Raw genomic sequence first — 19911 nt, 5'->3', positions numbered from 1 at the left:
TCACTGGCAACCCACGGACGCTATGACATAGCACGTCCCGGCCCTCACCAACGGCGGACGGGCACGAAACCCAACCACCCTCACCTCATATTGTCTATCGCAGCAATGGCTACTTTTCCCGAGACGCTATCGCAGCAATGGCGTCGTTTTCCGCAACGCTATCGCAGTTGCACGTGCTGGCCCGGCGGATCCGGCCACGAGTCAGGACCCGGCGGGAGCCAGAACGCCCATGAGGCCGAACAGGTCCTTGGGGTTCGCGGGATTCGCCACCAGGTCAATCTCTGCGAAGAACTCGGTACCGGCCACTGAATCGCGGACAAAGCGCAGGGCCGAGAAATCCTCAACGGCGAATCCCACCGAGTCAAAGATGGTTACCTGGTCAGTAGCAATGCGGCCAGCGGCCTGGCCCGAAAGTACCCGCCAGAACTCCGTGACCGGAAAGTCCGCTGGCAGCTGCTGAATTTCGCCCTCAATGCGGGTCTGGGGCTCAAACTCAACAAAGACGCTGCCCCTGTGCAAGATGGCGGCCTCGAGTTCCGTCTTGCCGGGGCAGTCCCCACCGATGGCATTGATATGGACGCCGGGTTCCACCATGTCAGCGGTGAGAATGGTGGCCTTGGTCTTGTCTGCAGTGCAGGTGGTGATGATGTCCGCTCCCCGGACGGCTGCCTTGGCTGACTCGGCCAGCGTGATGTCAAAACCAAGCGGGCGCATGTTGCGCACAAATTTCTCCATGGCGGCAGGGTCGGTATCCCACACCGTAAGCTTTTCAATCCCCAGTACACCGCGAAACGCCAGTGCCTGGAATTCGGACTGGCTCCCGGTGCCGATCAGGGCCAGGTGACGAGAATCGGCCCGGGCCAGCTTCTTGGCCACCATGGCCGAGGTTGCGGCAGTGCGCAGCGCCGTCAGAACCGTCATTTCCGACATGAACGTTGGGTAGCCGTTGTGCACATCGGCCAGCACCCCAAACGCCGTGACAGTTTGAAACCCACGGATCGGGTTTGAGGGGTGGCCGTTCACGTATTTAAACGCATAACTGTCCTGGTCGGCGGTGGGCATCAGCTCAATCACGCCAAACGCCGTGTGGCTGGCCACGCGCGGGGACTTGTCAAACTCTTCCCACCGCCGAAAATCATCGCCAAGGTATTCAACCATCTCTGCCATGATGGCTTCCGGGCCGCGTGCGGCAACCCAGCGGATCATATTTTGAACATCTACAAAGCGCGTCATTGGGCTTCCTTCACATAGTTTCCTTCACTGTACGGTGCAGCGATTTGTATGTTCAATGGGCAGATCACTCACATTCCGCATGGTTTGTGCACAAAACGTGGCGCCCCGCTATACACTTTGCGCATGACCACCCTTGATGACCTTGACCGGGCACTGCTGTCAGCACTCCGCGAGAACGGCCGGGAACCCGTGGCCAGCCTGGCAAGGCTGCTTGACGTATCTCGGGCAACCGTCAACAGCAGGATGGAAAAGCTGCTGGCCTCCGGCACTGTGGTTGGCTTCTCCGTGCGTGTGCGTGATGAGCTGGATCCTCTCTCCATTCGCGCCATCTCCCTCATAGAAGTGGAAGGCAGGGCCACAGACCAGGTCATCAGCCAGTTGAAGGGGCTGGCCGAGATCCGGGCGTTGCACACCACCAACGGCGCCTGGGACCTGGTGGCCGAGTTGGGTGCGGAAAACCTCGCCGATTTCGACAAGGTTTTGGGAAAAATCCGTTCCATCCCGGGCGTTGTCAACAGTGAGACCAGCTTGTTGCTCAGTTCCGTGTTGCGATAGCGTCGCCCAAAATCCAGCCCGTGTTGCGATAGCGTCGCCCAAAATCCAGCCATTGCTGCGAGAGGGTCGGGGAAAAACACACCATTGCTGCGAGAGGGTGTGAAGAAAGGTTCCGGCAGGGCGTCTACGTCCAGGTGCCGTCTCGGAGCCATGCCAGAGATTGTGCCCAAAATGTGTGCCTGTATCTGCTGTGGAACAAGGCGAAATGGCCCATGGCGGCCTCCCCGTAGTGTTCCGGGCGCAGGTGGATGATGCGGGCCTCGCTGTTGGGTGTGTAGGCGACCGCCCGTTCCATGGCGGCCAGGGTGGCGTAGGAATCGTCGTTGGGTGCCACGGCCAGGATGGGCGCGGTAACGGCCAACTGGTTGGTGCGCAGGGCCGCACGATCGGAGCCAGCAGCAGCTGTGAAATCTTTGCGGGACCGGGCCCAGTCCAGTGCCACTGCGCGCGGGAGGTCCTCCATGACGCCCAGCCGCTTGGCCGGAAAATAGCCGAACATCGCCACCAGCGGCACAGTCACTAGACACCGGACGGCGTGGTCCACTTTGTAGCGGAAGGTGAAGTCGCGCCAGTGCGCGTGCTGCCCTCCCACCGTCAGGATGCGGGAAAGCTGGCTGGCATGTGCCGCCATCCCCACGCCAAAGCCACCAAAGCTGTGCCCCACAAAGTGCACGGGCAGGCCAAGCGAGCGGGCCAGCGCCCAAGCCAGCACGGCGTCGATGTCCAGCGATCCCCACTCAAACCAACGCTGGGTTTGGCCGCGCAACGATCCGCCGTGGGACTGGCCAATCCCCCTGTAGTCAAAAGTGACGGCAGCGAATCCGTGCAACGCAAGGAAGGCCGCGTACCGGTGATAGTAGCCGGCCAACACTCCGGTGGCACTGCCGATGACCACCGTGCCGCGCTGTTCAACGCCGTTGGGGACGTCAAAAAGATGCCCTCGCAGCACCCGACCGTCGGCGCAGTTGAAGGAAACCGGATGCCCACTCACGTCTCCTACGTCCACGGCAGCGCGAAAGCCGTGAGGGTCTCCCCCATTTTGACCCCATGAGGTGGAACCACCATGATGCCGTCAGCAGCCGCCAGGCCACGCATCATGGCGGAGTCTGTGTAAGCGCATGGCGACGCTAGGCCGTATACCAGCCGGTACGGCATGAGCCTGGTGGGACCCTGAAATTCCTTGATGGGCGTTCCGCAAGGGACTTCAAAGGTGCCCGGCATGGCTGCGCTGCCCAGTTTGGCCAGCAGCGGCGCCGCAACACTTAGCAGGGCCACCATGGCTGCCAGGGGGTTGCCCGGCAGTCCCACCAGGAAACGGCCGTCGGGCAGCTCGGCCAGCAGCGTGGGATGGCCGGGCCGCATGGCGATGCTGTTGAGGTGAATGGTTCCGCCCATGGCTGCAATGGCCTGGCGCAGGAAGTCCGCCGATGAATTTCCGGTGCCTCCTGTAGTGATCAGGACGTCCGCAGGCAGTTCCGGTGAGTCTTCCAGGGCCGCCAGGATAGACTCGAGGGTGTCGTTGGCCCGTTCCAGCCCCACCACCGTGCCGCCAAGGAGGCTTACGACGGCGGGCAGCTGCGGCGAGAATGCGTCGCGCACCGTGCCGGCTGCCGGGATCCCGGACGCCACCACCTCATCGCCCGTCAGCACCAGCTTGACCAGCGGCTTGCCTAAAACGTGGAGCTCGTCGGCCCCGCCCAGTGCGGCCAGGGAAAGGTGGGCAGGGTTCAGCCTGGTGCCAGAGGTGATCAAGACCTCGGCCAGGGCGGCCTCTTGCGCCACGGGGCGGATGTGCTGGCCGTTCTTCGGCTCCCCGGGCCGGGATTCGGGCCCAAGAACCAAAACCGGCAGGCCGTCGTCGTCGTTCCTGATCTGGCCCGACTCACTGCGCAAAACAGCCTTGGCACCGGCGGGGATCAGCCCTCCCGTGACAATCGGCACCGCCTGCCCCGCGGCAAGCCGGCTGCCGGGTTCGGCGAAGATCCAGGGTGGGCTCCCCGCCACGGCCCAGCCGTCCATGGCGGAGGAGGCGTAGTGGGGCATGGGGTGCAGCGCCAGAAGGTCGCCCGCCACGGTCCTGCCCAGCGCGTCGGCCAGCGGCACGGGGTGGGCAGGCAGCGCGTCGGGGAGCTCGTAGGCAAGCGCCCTGGCCTCGTCCCAGGTGTGCGCCAGCATGCGCGGCCGGTCAGCCGGCGTGGATGCCATGGGGCTATTGTTCGGCTGCTGTGCCGGGCACAGGCTCGGCCCGCTCTGCCGCTGCCATGGACGTGGCCAGTCCCAGGGCCGCCTTCATGGCGGTTGCCTCATCCGTCTGGCCGGACCCTGCTGCCAAGCCTGCCGCGAGGCCCGCCACAAAGGTTGTCAGGGGTGCCGCAGGGCGAACGATCGAGTGCGCTGCCACGCCTGCAACGTTCAGCACGCCCTGAATGTCCACCTCAATGTCGGCAATCTCAAACGCCGCCTGCAGCTTTGCCATCCACGCCTGCAAAATCTCGTCCTGATTTTCCAACTGCTTCCTCATTCCTGCCCGCCGCACGGCACCGCAATGCCGTGGCTGCGGGCGTCATCCCACGTGTCGATGTCCGCGGTGATTCCCGCCGGGACAGCACATTCCTTGATAGTCACACTAGCAATGAGTGAACGCACAGACGCGTTCGCCAGCCGCTGTGACGCCCGTGCCGCGTCAACGGCAGCCCGCAGCGCCCGCGAGGGATAGATTCCGGCCAACGGCTGAAGCCTGCCGTTGTCCACGGCCACCACGGCACGCGGCGGCGCGCTTGGGCCAGATTCCAGGCTGGCTGCCTCAAGATTGTCTGCTTCAACCAGAAGCCGGGCAAGCGCAGCGGCGGCGGGCATGTCACACGCAAGGACCAACACCCTTTCCCCAGGGTCATCGCCCAGGGGCAGTGCTGCCAATCCGGCGGCAATTCCCGCGGCGGGGCCGGCATGGGGCGGATCTTCCTGCACGGCCACCACGCGCCCACCCGATTCCGTGGTTCCGAGCCATCCGGCGATGCTTTCCACGGGACCCACGACGGCGATCCGGGCCCGGGCGCCAGCGTCCCCGTGCGCTGCGGCTGGCTGGGCCCATTGTTGCGCAGCCTCGTGGGCGTCGATGGCCTGTGCCGCGGCCTGCACTGTACGTGCCAGCAGGGTGGTGCCCTCCACCAGGAGACCCGCCTTGGGCACGCCACCGAGGCGCCGGGAGAGTCCACCGGCCAGAATCACTGCCTGCATGGATGCGGTGTCAAAGTCAGCATGTGGCCATGTTACCGCGCGTAAGAGGAGCCCAAGGGACTGCTGGCGTGCGATTAAAGCAATAAACCCCGTCCAAGGACGGGGTTTATTGGGTGTAAAAAGTTCTTAGTGACCCATGGCGATGAATACGGGGCCTGAACCGACGTTGGCGGAGAAGATAGCGGTTGTGCCGCCGCCCCATCCACCGTGTACGGCCTGGCCGTTGCCAATGTAAACAGCGATGTGGGCCATGCCCATGCCGCCATCTGCATAGTAAATCAAGTCACCGGGCTGAGCTTCGGCTGCGGAAACCGTACGTCCCAAGCTCAAGTAGCCAGCGGGCCAGTCGTGGAAGTTAATTCCAGCGGCAGCCAAGGAGTTGCTGGCAAGTGCGGTGCAGTCCTGGCCAACACCAATCTGAGCCAAGGCGGCGCTGGCGATGGTTGCGCCAATTCCACTCTTGGTAACAGGCTTTGCGGCAGGTGCTGTTGTGGTGACCGTGGCAACCGGTGCTGCGGCGGGTGCCACGGCCTCTTCTGCAACAGGTGCTGCAACAACGTCGCTGCTCTGTGCCTCTACAACTACCGGCGCCTCAACAACAGGGGCCGGGGTGGAGGTGATTGCGGGGGTGGCGAAGGAGATCTTCACCGTGGAAGCTGCCGTGATGGCGGACGCGAGTTCCGTCTTCATGTTCAGCGTGGTTGCACCGTCAGAAGCGCGCTCCACAGTGGGAGTAGCCGCGTTTGCTGCGATACCGGATGTGAGTACCAGTCCTGAAGCAGCTGCAATAACAGCTGCCTGACGACCAACCCCGCCGACGTTGGAGCTGACGGCTTTCGTGAGGGTGGAGATCGGGCTGGTCTTAACAACCTCGGCGCGGTGGCGCCCGAGGGCAGTGTTTGAAGCCAAGAAGGATTCCTCTCCCAATGCCTGCGAGGTAAGCTGTCGGATTCGGATGGGAGTCACCCGGCCGCTCCACGTTATGGCGCACGTTTAGAATCACTTCTTCTACGTGGTTTAACGCTTCGCGGCTTCACCCCAAGGACTTCTGCACTAAATGCGAAGCCCGATTATTGGTTCCCCCGCCCCTGCCAGACGATTGATACGAACGGACCATGAGCAGTGGCAGAGCTAGGCAATCCACTCATGGGCGCCAGCTTGATTCGAAGTTGGCGCGATTACGACGTTACAACAGATTTTTGCCAATGTCACGTTCAGGTCACGGTCAGGTGACTAAGTCGTAATCAAACGTAGCCTGTGGATGGATTAAAGCCAGCCCATGGGATCGACGGTTTCGTCGTTGACGATTACTTCAAAATGCAGGTGGGGGCCGGTCGATGCGCCGGTGGAACCGCTGAGGCCTACCACGTCGCCACGCTCAACCTTTTGGCCAACCTTGACCGAGTTGCTGCTCATGTGGTTGTAGGACGTTGAGAGCCCGTTGCCGTGGTCCACCACTACGCGGTTGCCACCGCCGTAGGTGTGCCACCCCGAGAAGGTGACGGTTCCGCCGGCGGCTGCAAGTACGTCGGTGCCGCTCGCAACGGCGAAGTCCTGGCCGGTGTGGTGTTCGTCAATCTGGCCCGTAATGGGGCTGATGCGGTCACCGAACGGGGAGCTTGGTGCCAAGGCCTTCAGGGGCGCTGACAGCGTTCCCTTGGAGGCGGCAGGGGTGACGTTGGAGGCTTTGACCTTCAACGTTTCCTTCAACTGGCCATCGGCGTTCAACTTGCTGCCAATTTCCGGGGCCGCAAAAGTAATGGGAATATCCGCGGATGCAGTGACTAAAGTCTGCGTCGACGCTGCAAATTCCGGTTCCAGCTGCTGCTGGTCAATGCCCTGGGCAGAGGGCAGGGTGACGGCCAGTACTAGACCCGTGGCGGCCATGGCGACACCCATTTTTTGGCCTGCGCCGCTGGCGGCGCCGGCACGCATCAAAGCGGCTACGGACACGCTCGATGATGAATTGGCACGCTCTGCGGCAAGTGCTTCGCGGCGACTGCCGGTGGTAGCTACAAGCTCATGAGTTGCCGGCGACGACGCGCGACGGCGTCCCCGCTGCTTAAACTCTGACACTAAAAACCTCTCTATGGGTGCACCTGCGAAGTTAGCTGTCGGATTCGGATCAGAGAGTGAAACTTTTGATCCGGCCCAGCCTCGAGACACGCGTCTATCCATGGCGCCGTCCAAAAGGACAACGTCAGCGAAATAGTTTGCTGTGTTTCGATTACGGGCTTCACCCCAAGGCAGGCTGCAAGCCTGCCAAAAGTGGTTCCCCCGCCCTTGCCTGAATGTTTGCTGTCCGTTGTGTGAAGGCAAGGTTCGGTGTCGCACAACGGTAACGCTTTGATTACAGCGCCTGTTTATTACTATACGGTACGAGCGGTAAACGTAATAATTCCGTTACCTTCGTTATCAATAACTGTGAGTCAGCTCATAGAGACAAAGATGTGTGAGGCCACCTCGGGCGGCAGTTCCAAGGCGCCTTCGATCCCGGGAACGCGGACCGAAATGTACTCCCCCACCTGGGCCAAGGAGATTTGCGCTCCGGGGCGCAGTCCGCCTTCGTCAAGCTGAACCAGCAATTCCGGATCCACCTGGATGCGCTCGGACAGCCTGTGAATGATTACCTGCTGCTCCGGCGAGTAGCTGGTCATGGCGTCCACGAGTGTGACGAGTCCGGCGGCAAACAGGGGCGAGATCTCCCCGCCAAGTTCTTCAAGTCCCGGAATAGGATTGCCGTAGGGGGACTCTTCGGGCCGGCCCAAGAGGTCAAATAGGCGCTGTTCCACGCGCTCACTCATCACATGTTCCCAGCGGCAGGCCTCCTCGTGGACGTACGCCCAATCCAGTCCGATCACATCGGAGAGCAGCCTTTCGGCAAGCCGGTGCTTGCGCATCACGCGGGTGGCTTTGTCGCGGCCGGCGGGTGTCAGTTCCAGGTGCCTGTCACCGGACACGATGACCAGGCCGTCACGTTCCATGCGGCCAATGGTTTGTGAAACGGTGGGACCGGAGTGGTGCAGGCGTTCGGCAATGCGCGCCCGCAGGGCCACAATGTTCTCTTCTTCCAACTCCAGGATGGTCCGCAAATACATTTCGGTCGTGTCAATCAGATCGGCCACGGCAGTATCCTCCTGTTGTTGAGTGAGATTTTGGGCAAAGCCTTTTCATCTCTACGTTAGCCTGAGTGGCGCTACCGAAGGAAACCTGGGGCGGGAGCGCGCCACGCGCCGGACGTACGGGGAACCCCCACTGGCGGACGCTTTATTCCATACATGTCAACATTTTTCCGCTGAGCGAACTTCTACGGCAGAATTGGCAGCAGCCCTTGGGGCTTAAACCAACTTCCATCTTTTACTTTTTGGAGCAACTTGTGAGCGAATCCACGCCCCTCACCATTCCCGCCAATCTGCGCCCGGCCGACGGCCGTTTTGGCGCCGGCCCCTCCAAGGTTCGCCCCGAGCAGATTGCGGCACTCTCCGAGGCTGGCGGAACGCTCCTGGGCACCTCCCACCGTCAGGCGCCCGTCAAGAACCTTGTAGGCGATGTGCGCAGCGGCCTGAAGGACTTCTTTGGTGCCCCTGACGACTATGAGGTCATTCTGGGTGTTGGCGGCTCCACGGCGTTCTGGGACGTTGCAGCCTTTGGCCTGGTGGAGAACAAGGCCCAGCACCTTTCCTTCGGCGAGTTCGGCTCCAAGTTTGCTTCCGCCACCAACAATGCGCCGTTCCTTGCCGCATCCTCCATCATCACCTCGGCCCCCGGCACCCGACCCGTGGCTGTTGCCGAGGCCGGCGTGGACACGTACGCGTGGCCGCAGAATGAAACCTCCACGGGCGTGGCCGCTCCCGTGCAGCGCGTTGCCGGCGCGGACGACGGCGCCCTGGTGCTGGTGGATGCCACCTCCGCCGCCGGTGGCTTGGCCGTGGATGTCCGCCAGAGCGATGTTTACTACTTTGCCCCGCAGAAGAACTTTGCCTCCGACGGCGGCATCTGGCTTGCGCTGTTCTCCCCGGCTGCCCTGGAGCGTGCGGCCCGCATCGGTGCCTCCAACCGCTGGGTTCCTGACTTCCTGAACCTGACCACGGCCATTGACAACTCCTTGTTGAACCAGACGTACAACACCCCGGCGCTGTCCACACTGGTGACACTGAACAACCAGGTCCAGTGGCTCAACGCCAACGGCGGCATCGACTTCGCCTCGGCACGCACAGCCGATTCCGCAGGCCGCTTGTACTCCTGGGCCGAGTCCTCCCCCGTTGCCTCCCCGTACGTGGTCAACCCGGAAGACCGCTCCAACGTCATTGTCACGATCGACTTCGACGAGTCGGTGGACGCGGCGGCGGTGGCCAAGGTGCTGCGCGCCAACGGCATTGTGGACACCGAGCCCTACCGCAAGCTGGGCCGCAACCAGCTGCGCATTGCCACCTTCGTGGCCATCGATCCCGAGGACATCACGGCACTGACCAAGTGCATCGACTACGTCATCGAGAACATCTAACTCCACCCCTGACCAGGGCACTAAGAAGGCGGCTTCCACTGTGGAAGCCGCCTTCTTTGTGCCCGCCCCAGGGCATCGGCGCGCCTTAGTGGTTGGCTGTCGGGTGCCGTTGGTGCCCGTGCTGGCCAGGTCAGCTGCGCCTTTAGTTGCGCTGCGCCTTTAGCTGGACGCGTCGTCCATAACGAGATCGCCGTCGTCGTCGTGCCCGTCGTGGGACTCGTCGTCAGCGTGACTGTCGTCCGCGTCGGAGTGGGCGTCGCCGTCGTCGGTATGATCCGCCGCTTCCGGCTGGTCGTCAACCGGGGTATGCTCCTCGTCGGGCGCCGGCTGGTCCTCGGGGCGGACCCGCTCGGACCAGGGCACCCACGGCGGTGCCAGGACCGAATCGTTGGTGGGCAGCATCCCCACCTCATTGACCGTGGCGGCTTTGCCTCGGGAGACCCTCGCCAGGGTGGCAAACCACACCCAGCCGCCGTATCCGGGCAGCTGAGATTCAAACAGATGCGTCACGCAGCGGACACCTTCACTGCGGGCACCGAGGTGCCGGCCAATGTCGCCGTCGTTGGCAATGCTCCGCACGGCAGCCCGCGCCGTTGCCACGTCCGCGGCCAGGAACGCGTCGGGCTTACCCACGCGCCAGGTGGGAACACCCGGGCGCGGCGTTGCTTCCGGAACTGCTGAGGCGTCTGATTCGCCAGAAAATTCGGTCATGGTGGGCACCGTTATGCGTCGAAGTTGTCGGCAACCTTGCGCAACGCTGCGGCAATCTTGCTCGCGTCACCATCAGGATACTTGCCGTTGGTCAGTGATCCTACAGAGTGCTCAAGCAAGGACACCAGGTCCTGCACAATCGGGGCAAGGTCGCGGGCCGGCATGCGCTTGGCCTTGGCCACGGACGCGCTGCGGTCCAAGATCTTTGCAGCCATGGCTTGGGCGCCTTTGCGGCCATCGGCTACGCCAAATTCCATCCGCGTTCCGGGCTTGATGTCGCCCGCATCCGCCGGCAGCGCATTGGCGCGCAGGAAAACCTCGCGGCCGTCATCGGCAGCAATGATGCCGAAGCCTTTTTCGTTGTCGTACCACTTCACTTTGCCGATAGGCACTTGCTTACCCCTTAAAAAGTTTTGTCGGTGGAAATCACATTCTGTGCCTGCGCGATGACTTTCCGCAGTACTCCGGGCCGTATTTTGTGGCAGCCGGGACCTACAGTGACAGAACGTGTAGCAACACGCATCCCTACATTACCGCGTTGACCCCGGCACCGCGGCTTTGCGCCCCAACTGTCCGCTGTTAGCGTTATGTTCATGAACCCCCACTTTTCCGCACCGCAAACAGTGAGCCGTGGCTGGCAGATGTTCAACTATGCGGCCATGGCCATGGCCGTGATTGCCTTGATCGCCTTGATAGTTGTCCTGATCAGCAAGTGGGCTGGCGGCACCCCGTGGCCCGGCTTCAACTGGATCTCCATGATCGCCCTGCCCGCGGCGTTCCTCATGATGGGCGCCAGCGTGATGCGCTCCGTGGCCATTCGCCGCCGCCTCTAGCCGGCCACGAAACCGCGCTGCTTCCACCCATGGGCACCCTGGCGGATTTGGCCACCGAGCTGGCCCACCGCAGCGACGAGCAGCTGCTCCGGCTCTTCACCCTGCGCCCGGATGCCATCAATCCGCCGGTTGCCACCTTCGCCGCCCTGGCAACACGGCTGTGCGGTCCCGGCAGCATCCTCACTGCCCTGGACGCACTCAATGCTCCCCAGCTGCACGCACTGACGGCCCTGCATTCACCAGCCGCGGCGGGCACGGAAGCCGCACAGGCCGCACTGGCGCAACTGCATGAGCTGGCCCTATTGACGGCCGTTTCCCCCGATCCCGCGGACGACGCCGGAACCCCGCAATTCCTTCCCCTCGCCTCCGTGGGGCTCGTCTTGGGCGAAAGCCCAGGTTCGCCGGCCCACCCGGCCGCCACCGTGCCCCACCCTGAGGTCCACGACGTCCGCACGGCCCTGCGCAACAACGCAGCGGCGAGCGCCGCCGAGTCTCTGTTGAGAAACATCGCCGAGCTGGTGGAGTCCATGGGGCACACTCCCCTGCAAGCCCTGCGGGATGGGGGTGCGGGCGTGCGCACTGTGCGGAGGCTCGCCGCTTGGCTGGAACTCGATGAAGCACAGCTGTGCTTTTATCTCGATCTGGCGGCCACGGCGCACCTGGTCTCCTTCGACCGCGCGTCCAGGCAGTGGCGGGCGTCAGCGCCGGACTGGCCGCTGTTGGCGCGCCCGGCCCAATGGTTGGTGCTGGCCCAAGCCTGGCAGGGGAGCAACAGGCTCCCCTTTAGCGGTGCGCTAGGGACGCCGGCAGCAAACAGCCCGGCAGCAAAACCGCTGGCCGCGTCGTCGGCGCTCCCCCACCTTGCCGCCCTGCGCCGCAGGGTTCTGGGCGCCCTCGCAGCCCCGGAACTGGCCATGCCCGGCCGCAACCCCGAATCGCCAAACATGTCGTACGCTCCCACTCTTGCCTCCGTGGTGGCGCAGCTGGATTGGCGGCATCCACGGCAGGCCCCTGCAGTGTCGGCACTGGTGCCGGGAATCTTGGCCGAGCTGGAACTTCTGGGGCTCACGGGCGCCGGGGCGCTGAGCATCCCCGGCCGGTGCGCGGCCGCTGCCGATTGGCCAGCGGCACTGACGGCGCTGGCATCCACCCTGCCGGCCCCCCTTGACCACTTTGTGATTCAGGGTGACCTGACAGTGGTGGCACCGGGCTTTCTGGCGCCCACCATCGCAGCGGAGTTAAAGCTTTTGGCAACCGCGGAAGGCAGGGGCACCGCCGGGATCTTCCGCATCAGCGAAGAGTCCCTGCGGAACGCCGTGGCTGCGGGAAGGAGCCACGAGGACATTCTGGGGTTTCTTCGCAGGCATTGCAGCACCGGGTTGCCCCAGTCCCTTGAGTACCTGATCGACGCAACTGCCAGGCACCCGGCCTCAACTGCCCCGCCAGAGTCGCCGGGTTCGCCAGAGCCCCCGGGAGGAACACCACAGCGCGGTCCCCGCAGAACCCCATCACCGCCACGGGAGGCACCCCGGCCAGCCGACGACGCGGTACATGTTTTGATGCGCGCCCAGCTGGCCCAACTCCGAAACAATCCTGTGTGGGGCACCGCCGAGGCTGGTGAGGCCGGGCCGGCGCTCGTCATGGAACTATTGCGGCAGTCCATTGCGGGCGGCAGCAGTGTGTGGCTGAGCGCGGTGAACGGTTCCGGGGACGGTGAACGGGTGTTGCTGGTGCCGCTCTCCCTTGAGGGTGGCTTGCTGCGGGCGCGGCTCCACGGCACCGGACATGAAAGGCATTTCAGCATCCACAGGATCACGGCAGCGGAACACAGCAACCGGGGAGAGGCGCAAGGTTGATGGCTGACGGCCCCTTGATTGTTCAAAGCGACAAAACCATCCTGCTGGAGGTGGCGCACCCGGATTCCACCGAGGCCCGCCACGCCATCGCCGCATTCGCAGAGCTGGAGCGCGCCCCGGAGCACATGCACAGCTACCGGATCACGCCGCTGGGGCTGTGGAATGCCCGGGCCGCCGGGCTGGACGCCGAGCACGTGGTGGACACCCTGTTGAACTATTCGCGCTATCCGGTGCCGCATGCGCTGCTGCTGGACATTGCCGAGATCATGGCCAGGTATGGGCGGCTGCGGCTGGAGCAGGATCCGCAGCACGGCCTGGTGCTCCGCAGTGACGACGAGCTGATCCTGGCGGAGGTGTGCCATGCAAAAAAGGTGGCCGCGCTGCTGGGTGCCCGCATCGATCCTTTGACGGTGGTGGTTCACGGGACAGCCCGCGGCGAGCTCAAGCAGCTGCTACTCAAGGCGGGCTGGCCCGCCGAGGACCTGGCCGGTTTTGTGGACGGCACCAGCCACCCGATCGCCCTGAGCGAGACCACGGGAACAGCCCCCTGGACCCTGCGCCCTTACCAGCGTGTGGCCGTGGAGAACTTCTGGGCGGGCGGCTCGGGCGTGGTGGTGTTGCCCTGCGGCGCGGGGAAGACCATTGTGGGTGCCGCCGCCATGGCCGCCTCCGGGACCACCACGCTCATTCTTGTCACCAACACGCTTTCGGCCCGGCAGTGGAAGGCCGAGCTGCTCAAGCGCACCACCTTGACGGAATCGGACATTGGCGAGTATTCGGGTGCCGTGAAGGAGCTGCGCCCGGTCACGATTGCCACCTACCAGGTGCTCACCACCCGGCGCAACGGCAGCTTCACGCATTTGGAGCTGCTCAATGACAACGACTGGGGCCTGTTGATCTATGACGAGGTGCACCTGCTGCCTGCCCCCATTTTCCGCATGACAGCTGACTTGCAGGCGCGCCGCCGGCTGGGGCTGACCGCCACCCTGGTGCGCGAGGACGGCCGCGAGGGCGAGGTTTTCGCCCTGATAGGACCCAAACGCTACGACGCGCCCTGGAAGGAAATCGAATCCCAGGGGTACATTGCGCCCGCCGACTGCGTGGAGGTGCGCGTGGACCTGGCGCGGGCGGAACGTTTGGCCTATGCCACGGCGGACGACGGCGAGAAGTACCGAATGTGTGCCACCACCTTGGCCAAGTCGGTGGTGGCACAGGCATTGGTGGCAGCCCATGCCAGCGAGCAGATCCTGGTCATTGGACAGTACATTGACCAGCTCGATGAGCTGGCGGCCCGCCTGAACGCTCCCTTGATCAAGGGCACCACCCCGGTCAAGGAACGCGAGCGGCTTTTTGAGGAATTCCGCCAGGGCCGTGTACCCACGCTTGTGGTGTCCAAGGTGGCTAACTTTTCCATCGACCTGCCCGAGGCCTCAGTGGCCATTCAGGTTTCCGGCGCCTTCGGTTCCCGGCAGGAAGAGGCCCAGCGCTTGGGCCGGCTCATGCGACCCAAGGCCGACGGCCGCACGGCCCGCTTCTACACAGTGGTGGCCCGCGACACCGTCGATGCCGACTTTGCCGCCAAACGCCAGCGTTTTTTGGCCGAACAGGGCTATGCCTACCGGATCATGGACGCCCACGATGTTCCCCGTGCCTTGGAGGGCCTGCAGGAGTAGGATCGGGAAAACAGGCTTCACCGTGGATTCACAGGAGTGTGGATGCACTGGACTACGGAGGCGCACCAGCGTCATGAGCTATGAAGATTCGGTGGCCGAACACTACGGCCACACCAATGCTGAACAACTCATCTTGGCTCGGGTCAGTGCCATGGGCAAGGACCCGGAGCACTTTGACATTGCCGATCTGCAGGGCATGGACCAGTGGCATGTGGGCGGTGCCGAGGCAACCTCCCGGGTGGCTACACGGGCCGGGATCCATACCGGGAACCACGTGCTGGACATCGGCTCGGGATTGGGCGGGGTGGCCCGCCATTTGGCCCGACACTTCGGCGCCAGCGTCCACGGGGTGGAGCTGATCCCCGAGAGCGTGGCCGCGGCAACCTCGCTGAGCCGCCGCACCGGCTTGAGCAGCGCTGTGGCGTTTTCCCAAGGCAGCGCCCTGTCAATGCCTTTTGCGGAAGACTCCTTTGACGCGGCGGTCCTCATTCACGTCGGCATGAACATTCAAGACAAGGACCAGGTCTTTGCCGAAGCGGCCCGGGTGTTGCGGCCGGGCTCCGTCATGGCCGTGTACGACATCATGCTGATGGGCGGCGACGTGGAGGAATACCCGCTGCCTTGGGCCACCTCCCCCGAGACATCCTTCCTGCAACCGCCACTTGCCTACAGCGACGCCCTGGGCCAGGCAGGGTTCAGTGTGGACTATGAGGCCAAAGTTCCCGTCTCGGAATCCGTGGCCTTCCTGGAACGGGCCCTGTCCGGCAGCGGCCCGGCGGGAGTGCAGGCTACCCAGCTGAGCAACTTGATGACGTTCTTCCGCTCGGGGCTGTTGGCGCCCGTGGAGATTTACGCGCACCTTGACTAGGCAGCAACGCCCCTCACACCTGTGTGGCAGTTGTTGGATCCAGTCGGCCAGGAATGCGCCTTCCGAGTCCACTAGCTGCCGCCTAGATGTGGGCTTGCGGAGGATGCGGAGTTCCGCCAGTCTCCCTGCGGCATGACAGTCAATCCGGAACGGCTTGGCCACGTCCGGCAGCGAAAGGTGCGGGTACCGCCGTCGTCCCTTGACACGGTGAGCACCCACCTCGCCAGTACGCGCCTGGTGCCCTGCGGAATACAGGCGGAATCAAAGAGGAATCACAGAGGAAGGAGCTAGGCAAGAAAAACAGTTTTGGGCTGGGCCCGCATCTCCGCCGCCCACTGCTGGTGCAAGGCCAGCAGCTCGGCCATGACCTCCGGTTCGCGCGTGTGGAGGTCAGTGGTTTCGGCCGGATCCGCAGCCAGATTGCACAGGAACCAACCGCTGCCAGGCTCGGCGTGCTCCACATCCCTGATGGCGTCCCCCACCGGTGAGCCCGGTTCCACCCACTTCAGCTTCCAGTCGCCGCGGCGCACAGACCACTGCCAGCCGCAGTCCCAGTGCAGTGCCTCGTGACCATGCTGCGTGCCGGACCCGTCCGCCGCGGTACTGCCATCTGCTGCGGCGAGCAGGTCCAGGCCGTCGCAGTGCGCATAACCGGCCGGGTCCGCACCGGCGGCGGCGAGCGCCGTGGGCAGTATGTCCATGGAACTTGCCAGCCCGTTGCGCATCACTCCAGCCGGCACGTGGCCGGGCCAGCGCAGCAGGAACGGGACACGGACGCCACCCTCCCACAGCGTGTACTTGGTCCCGCGCAGGGGCGTGTTCATCCCGTAGTTGCAGGTTGAACCGCCGTTGTCGGTGAGGTAGATGACCAGGGTGTCCTGGGCCAGGCCCAAGTCGTCGAGTTGGTCAAGGATCAGACCAATCTGCCGGTCCATCAATTCCAACTGGGCCAGGTAGTACGCGCGGCCGTTGTCCAGGTGCGGGCTGATGGCGCCGTCGTACCAGTCAATGTATTCTCCGGCCCCGGGGTTCCAGTCCTCGTAGGCCGGCAGCCCGCGCTTTTCGAGCTCCTCGGCGGGCAATTGCCAGCAAAAGTTGTGGACGGCATTGAAGGCCACCGTGGCCAGAAACGGCCGGTCCGCATGGTCCGCCACGAACGCCCGGGTCCGCTCGCCAATGGCATCGGTGAGGAATCCCTCCAGCTCCTGCGGCTGCTCGCCATTCCAGAGAGGCTGCACGGCCAGGGGGAACGCCGCCTCGCCGTATTTCTGCTCTGCTTCCTGGGAGTGGTGGAGGTAGTTGAGCCGGCCCATTGACTCCCCCGCGAGCCCGTACAACGATTCGTCATAGCCGTGCCGGGGAGGTGTGCCGCGATCGCCATGGCGTTCGGAGCCGTAGTGGACCTTGCCAAAATAGCCCGTCGCATAGCCTTGTGCACGCAACAACTCGGCCATGGTGGGGACCTCTGGCGGGCAGATTTCCGAGTCCGTGAACCAGCGGGCACCCCAGCGCTGCTGATAGCTGCCGGCAGCCAGCCCCGCCCGGGACGGCGAACAAATAGGTGCCGTGACATAGGCATTGCTATAGGACACTCCCTGCCGGGCCAGCCTGTCCAGGGCGGGCGTGCTCACATCATCCTGCACCCCCAGGATGGAGCGGTCTGCATAGCCATGGTCATCGGAGATGATGACGATGATGTTGGGCTGGCGTGCCGGCGTGCTGGAGGGCATGGAGATCCTTCTAGGTGGTGGGCGTTCTAGGCTGCGGCCAGGGCAGCTTTCAGCGACTCCAGGGCCTGGGCCAGCGGCGGCAGGTGGGGATGCCAGGCGCGTTCCCATTCAAGGGACACCCAGGGGTCCTTGATTCCCTGCGCAGCGGAAATGCCAGCAACCAGCGCCTGCATCTCGCGCAGCGGCAGCTCGCCCTGGCCAGGCAGTGTCAACGTCACCGTGTGCGTCCCGGGGTTCCGCACACCGTCCTTGTATTGGGCGTAAGCCAAGGAATCCGCCAGGAGTTCGGCGGTGCGTTCCGGGGACTCGTCATATCGCCACGGGTGCATGAGGTCCCAAATGACCTTCACGGGTGCGTCCGCGTCAACCCGGGACAGGATCCGCACAATATCGCCAGCGCGGGGATGCGAATCATGGGTCTCCAACAAGATGGTCACCCCGCGCTCCCTGGCCCGTCCGGCTGCGGCGTTAAGCCGGCGTGCCCCACGGTGATCAGCGGCCAGCAATTCCTCCGACGGACTCTCCCCCGCCGCGCAGGGCTCAATCCCGGCCCCGGGGAACACCCGCAGCTGGGCCGTGCCGGACGCATTGCCGGCGGAAAGATCCGCAGCCAGTTCGACGGCGGCCAGCAGCTCAGCGAGGACCGGATCGTTTTCGCCGGACTCGCCTGGGGCAACCGCGGGGCCGGAAGCGTTGCCTCCGGCCCCGCTAGCCGGGGGAGCGCAGACGCTGACATAGCTGGCTAAGGTCACCACGGTCAGGCCGGCGCCGGCAAGCGCTTGGGCAACGTCGACGCGCCGGGCATGGTCCATGCCCGGGTGCACGAACTGACCCGCAGCCGAACGCAGTTCAACGCCCGTGGCTCCCGTGGTCTGGGCAAGCTCTATGACCTGCGCCAGGGAATCGTCCGGACAGCCCAGAGTGGAGAACGCCAAAGGCATGGTGACCCTTTCAAAAGTTTAGGTAGCCCCACACTAGCCCGGAAAACGCTTTCCATCAACGTTGAAAACTCTTCATTACCCCTTTATTCCTTCCCTGGAACACTGCTAACAATGGTGTTTCCTCTCTTGCAAGGAGCACCCATGCCCGGCCCTTCCGCCACCACAGCCGCCCTGCCCGGGCGGCCCCACCAGCCTGCCCGTCCATCACCACTGCCCAACATCGTATTCATCCTCAGCGACGACCAAGGTCCTTGGGCGCTCGGCTGTGCCGGCAACACCGAGATCCAGACGCCGCACCTGGACGCCCTCGCCGCCCGGGGTACCCGGCTGGAGAACTTCTTTTGCGTCTCCCCCGTCTGCTCCCCGGCCAGGGCCAGCCTGATGACCGGCCAGATCCCCTCCCGGCACGGCGTGCACGACTACCTGACCGGCGTCGAGGTGGGGGCAAACGCTCCGGACTATTTGGCCGGCCAACAAATCTTCACCGACGTCCTGGCCGGGAATGGCTACCGGCTGGGCCTGTCCGGCAAGTGGCATTTGGGCGCCAATGACGCCCCGCGCAAGGGATTTGTGCACTGGTACGGCCTTGCAGGCGGTGGCAGCCCGTACACGGGAGCAACCATGTACCGCAACGGCGCACGGGAGGAAACCAGCACGTATCTGACCGACGCCATCACCGATGATGCGCACAACTTTTTGGACCGTGAGGCCGCCCGGCAGCAGTCCCCAGAAGCCACAGATCCGTTCTTCCTTGCCGTCAACTACACGGCACCGCACAAACCATGGAAGGGCCAGCACCCGCAAGAATTTGAGGACCTCTACACGGATTGCGCCTTTGTGAGCTGCCCGCAGGAGGAGCCGCACCCCTGGCAACCGACGGTTGGCGGGGTGGCCATTGGCGGTGAGCCGGATGTGCGGGCCGCGCTGGTGGGGTATTTTGCGGCCGTCAGCGCCATGGATGCGGCCATTGGCAGGCTCATGGCGCAGCTGGACAGGCTCGGCATCCGGGAGAACACCGTGGTCATTTTCAGCAGCGACAACGGCTTCAATTGCGGTCACCACGGCGTGTGGGGCAAGGGCAACGGCACCTTCCCGCAAAACATGTACGACTCCTCCGTCAAAGTGCCCGCCATTTTTCACTGGCCGGGACGGATAGCGCCCGCCCAAGTCAGGGCGGAGCTGCTGTCCGCGTACGACGTCGCCGCCACCATCCTCGAGCTCGCCGGGCTGGATCCTGCCCCCTTCGAGACGGGGCCCGGCGCGTCCTTTGCGCCGCTGCTGCTCACGGCCGGCAGGCCTGCGGCTGAGCGGGCGGGCGACGCCGTGGTGGTGTACGACGAGTACGGCCCGGTCCGCATGATCCGCACCCAGGATTTCAAGTATGTGCACCGGCACCCGCACGGCCCCCACGAGCTGTATGACCTGGCCGCGGACCCCGGTGAACGGGTGAACTTGATGCTCGACGCCGTTCCGCACCCTGCGCTGGCCAGCCTACGGTCGCGGCTGGCTGGCTGGTTTGCCAAGCATGGGGCGCCGGTGTTTGACGGCGCCGCCCTGCCGGTTGCCGGGGCAGGCCAGCACAGCCCGCTGGTGTGCTCTGCCGGAACCGACGATCCACTCGGCGCCTTCACGGCCCCCAACTGGGACGGCACACCTCAGCCGTGACTGCCCCAATGGCCAATGTGCCCCAGTAGTCCTTTATTCCTCTCTTTCCGGTGGCCTTGAATGCAAGGTACCGCTTGCGTTGCCGGCACCAGGCTGGCAGCCTTT

At 64.2% G+C, this 19911-nt stretch carries 19 protein-coding genes and 2 riboswitches; of the genes, 7 read left to right on the top strand and 12 right to left on the bottom strand.

Going from position 1 to position 19911, the window contains the following annotated elements; translation table 11 throughout:
• Nucleotides 1-201: 201 nt before the first annotated feature.
• On the bottom strand, nt 202-1233 hold the full coding sequence (locus ACX80Q_RS07425) for an ornithine cyclodeaminase (RefSeq protein WP_459329887.1): 1032 nt from the start codon (nt 1231-1233) through the stop codon (nt 202-204).
• 123 nt (nt 1234-1356) lie between these two features.
• Between ACX80Q_RS07425 and ACX80Q_RS07420 the strand changes: the two genes are divergently transcribed.
• The gene (locus ACX80Q_RS07420) at nt 1357-1788 is read left to right on the top strand and encodes an Lrp/AsnC family transcriptional regulator (protein WP_459329886.1); all 432 of its coding nucleotides are present in this window, start codon (nt 1357-1359) and stop codon (nt 1786-1788) included.
• A gap of 124 nt (nt 1789-1912) precedes the next feature.
• Here the strand turns inward: ACX80Q_RS07420 and ACX80Q_RS07415 are convergent, their stop codons facing one another.
• From ACX80Q_RS07415 to ACX80Q_RS07385, 7 genes are all read right to left on the bottom strand, one after another.
• Nucleotides 1913-2779: an alpha/beta hydrolase family protein gene (locus tag ACX80Q_RS07415; RefSeq protein ID WP_459329885.1), complete on the bottom strand. Its 867-nt coding sequence runs from the start codon at nt 2777-2779 to the stop codon at nt 1913-1915.
• Between the two features lie 5 nt (nt 2780-2784).
• On the bottom strand, nt 2785-3993 hold the full coding sequence (locus ACX80Q_RS07410; RefSeq protein ID WP_459329884.1) for a molybdopterin molybdotransferase MoeA: 1209 nt from the start codon (nt 3991-3993) through the stop codon (nt 2785-2787).
• 4 nt (nt 3994-3997) lie between these two features.
• Nucleotides 3998-4297 carry a DUF6457 domain-containing protein gene (locus tag ACX80Q_RS07405; RefSeq protein ID WP_459329883.1) on the bottom strand — a complete coding sequence of 100 codons (300 nt, stop codon included), beginning with the start codon at nt 4295-4297 and terminating at the stop codon, nt 3998-4000.
• An 8-nt stretch (nt 4298-4305) separates the two neighbouring features.
• Nucleotides 4306-5025 carry a molybdenum cofactor guanylyltransferase gene (mobA, locus tag ACX80Q_RS07400; RefSeq protein WP_459329882.1) on the bottom strand — a complete coding sequence of 240 codons (720 nt, stop codon included), beginning with the start codon at nt 5023-5025 and terminating at the stop codon, nt 4306-4308.
• A gap of 126 nt (nt 5026-5151) precedes the next feature.
• Entirely contained in the window at nt 5152-5934 is a 783-nt protein-coding gene (locus ACX80Q_RS07395) for an NlpC/P60 family protein (protein WP_459329881.1), read from the bottom strand.
• A 4-nt stretch (nt 5935-5938) separates the two neighbouring features.
• Nucleotides 5939-6157: riboswitch (cyclic di-AMP (ydaO/yuaA leader) on the bottom strand.
• A 134-nt stretch (nt 6158-6291) separates the two neighbouring features.
• A complete protein-coding gene (locus ACX80Q_RS07390; protein ID WP_459329880.1) occupies nt 6292-6978 on the bottom strand; it encodes a M23 family metallopeptidase in 687 nt (228 codons plus the stop codon).
• Between the two features lie 127 nt (nt 6979-7105).
• A riboswitch (cyclic di-AMP (ydaO/yuaA leader) is annotated at nt 7106-7336 on the bottom strand.
• Nucleotides 7337-7454: 118 nt separating this feature from the next.
• Nucleotides 7455-8150, bottom strand: a complete 696-nt coding sequence (locus ACX80Q_RS07385; protein WP_459329879.1) for a metal-dependent transcriptional regulator — start codon at nt 8148-8150, stop codon at nt 7455-7457.
• Between the two features lie 251 nt (nt 8151-8401).
• On the opposite strand from ACX80Q_RS07385, the gene serC reads away from it, so the two are divergent.
• The gene (gene serC, locus ACX80Q_RS07380; RefSeq protein ID WP_459329878.1) at nt 8402-9529 is read left to right on the top strand and encodes a phosphoserine transaminase; all 1128 of its coding nucleotides are present in this window, start codon (nt 8402-8404) and stop codon (nt 9527-9529) included.
• Nucleotides 9530-9688: 159 nt separating this feature from the next.
• Here the strand turns inward: serC and ACX80Q_RS07375 are convergent, their stop codons facing one another.
• Nucleotides 9689-10240 (bottom strand): DUF3027 domain-containing protein, encoded by a 552-nt coding sequence (locus tag ACX80Q_RS07375; RefSeq protein ID WP_459329877.1) that lies wholly within the window; start codon nt 10238-10240, stop codon nt 9689-9691.
• Nucleotides 10241-10251: 11 nt separating this feature from the next.
• Nucleotides 10252-10632 carry a cold-shock protein gene (locus ACX80Q_RS07370; RefSeq protein ID WP_459329876.1) on the bottom strand — a complete coding sequence of 127 codons (381 nt, stop codon included), beginning with the start codon at nt 10630-10632 and terminating at the stop codon, nt 10252-10254.
• A 201-nt stretch (nt 10633-10833) separates the two neighbouring features.
• Here ACX80Q_RS07370 and ACX80Q_RS07365 point away from each other — a divergent pair, with 201 nt between their 5' ends.
• From ACX80Q_RS07365 to ACX80Q_RS07350, 4 genes are all read left to right on the top strand, one after another.
• Nucleotides 10834-11073: a hypothetical protein gene (locus ACX80Q_RS07365; RefSeq protein WP_459329875.1), complete on the top strand. Its 240-nt coding sequence runs from the start codon at nt 10834-10836 to the stop codon at nt 11071-11073.
• A 29-nt stretch (nt 11074-11102) separates the two neighbouring features.
• The gene (locus ACX80Q_RS07360) at nt 11103-12929 is read left to right on the top strand and encodes a helicase-associated domain-containing protein (RefSeq protein WP_459329874.1); all 1827 of its coding nucleotides are present in this window, start codon (nt 11103-11105) and stop codon (nt 12927-12929) included.
• The gene (locus ACX80Q_RS07355) at nt 12929-14602 is read left to right on the top strand and encodes a DNA repair helicase XPB (RefSeq protein ID WP_459329873.1); all 1674 of its coding nucleotides are present in this window, start codon (nt 12929-12931) and stop codon (nt 14600-14602) included. The genes ACX80Q_RS07360 and ACX80Q_RS07355 overlap by 1 nt, the downstream gene beginning before the upstream one ends.
• 73 nt (nt 14603-14675) lie before the next feature.
• Nucleotides 14676-15470 (top strand): class I SAM-dependent methyltransferase, encoded by a 795-nt coding sequence (locus ACX80Q_RS07350; protein WP_459329872.1) that lies wholly within the window; start codon nt 14676-14678, stop codon nt 15468-15470.
• A gap of 287 nt (nt 15471-15757) precedes the next feature.
• Here ACX80Q_RS07350 and ACX80Q_RS07345 read toward each other — a convergent pair whose 3' ends face one another.
• Nucleotides 15758-17200, bottom strand: coding sequence for a sulfatase family protein (locus ACX80Q_RS07345; protein WP_459329871.1), 1443 nt, complete (start codon nt 17198-17200; stop codon nt 15758-15760).
• 26 nt (nt 17201-17226) lie between these two features.
• Nucleotides 17227-18141: a sugar phosphate isomerase/epimerase family protein gene (locus ACX80Q_RS07340; protein ID WP_459329870.1), complete on the bottom strand. Its 915-nt coding sequence runs from the start codon at nt 18139-18141 to the stop codon at nt 17227-17229.
• A gap of 141 nt (nt 18142-18282) precedes the next feature.
• Here ACX80Q_RS07340 and ACX80Q_RS07335 point away from each other — a divergent pair, with 141 nt between their 5' ends.
• Nucleotides 18283-19806, top strand: a complete 1524-nt coding sequence (locus ACX80Q_RS07335; protein ID WP_459329869.1) for a sulfatase-like hydrolase/transferase — start codon at nt 18283-18285, stop codon at nt 19804-19806.
• Nucleotides 19807-19911 lie beyond the last annotated feature (105 nt).

The sequence above is a fragment of the Arthrobacter sp. HLT1-20 genome, assembly GCF_054510895.1.
The sequence above is the reverse complement of the archived record's forward strand: the minus strand, read 5'-3'. Positions and strand labels throughout refer to the sequence as shown.